Genomic DNA, 750 nt, shown 5'->3' on the forward strand with positions numbered 1-750 from the left:
GGCCGGCTCCGGCGGCCTGGCCGCCGGCAGCGTGCGCCCGGGCAGCCAGGAGGATCTGGTCGCCAATGTCGGCGACCGCGTCTTCTTCGACACCGACAGCTCCTCGGTGCGGGGCGACCAGCGCGCGACGCTGGAGCGGCAGGCCGCCTGGCTGGCGCAGTATCCGCAGGTGCAGGTCCTGATGGAGGGCCATGCCGACGAGCGCGGCACGCGCGAGTACAACCTGGCCCTCGGCCAGCGCCGCGCCAACTCGGCGCGCGACGTGCTGGTGGCCCAGGGTGTCGCCCCGGCGCGCATCTCCACCATCTCCTATGGCAAGGACCGCCCCGCCGCCCTGGGCTCGACCCCGGACGCCTGGGCGCAGAACCGCCGCGCCGTCACGGTGGTGCGCTGAGCGCAGCGCCCGCCGGGCCCGCCCGGCGCGCTTTCTTGACGCCGGCCTGACCGGCTGAGACAAGCGGCGGTCCCCGGAAGCCCGGGGGCCGCCGTTTCCCGTTGCACCGCCCCGCCGCAATGCCCCGCTGGGCCCGGAAGGAATTGGCCATGCTTCGCTCGCTGCTTCTCGCCCTGCCGCTGCTGCCGATGCTGGGCGCCGCCCCGGCCCTGGCGCAGATGGAAAGCCGGGAAGGCATCGCCCTGCAGAACCAGATCCTGCAGCTGCGCCAGGAAATGGAGACGCTGCGCCGCGGTGGCGGTGGCGGCGGCTTCGCCGCGCCGGTGCCGGTGGCGCCGCCCGCGCGCGGCGGTGCC

The 750-nt window shown here is 75.7% G+C and carries 1 protein-coding gene and 1 pseudogene; both read left to right on the plus strand.

Features of this window, described 5'->3' with window-relative positions; genetic code table 11:
• Nucleotides 1–394, plus strand: a 394-nt coding sequence (pal, locus tag HMPREF0731_RS22275) for a peptidoglycan-associated lipoprotein Pal (RefSeq protein WP_007006531.1), incomplete at its 5' end; no start/stop codon positions are given.
• 149 nt (nt 395–543) lie between these two features.
• Nucleotides 544–750 (plus strand): annotated as a pseudogene (locus HMPREF0731_RS22280) (tetratricopeptide repeat protein); the annotation flags it as partial.

The sequence above is a fragment of the Pseudoroseomonas cervicalis ATCC 49957 genome (assembly GCF_000164635.1).
GTDB classification, from domain to species: Bacteria; Pseudomonadota; Alphaproteobacteria; order Acetobacterales; family Acetobacteraceae; genus Pseudoroseomonas; species Pseudoroseomonas cervicalis.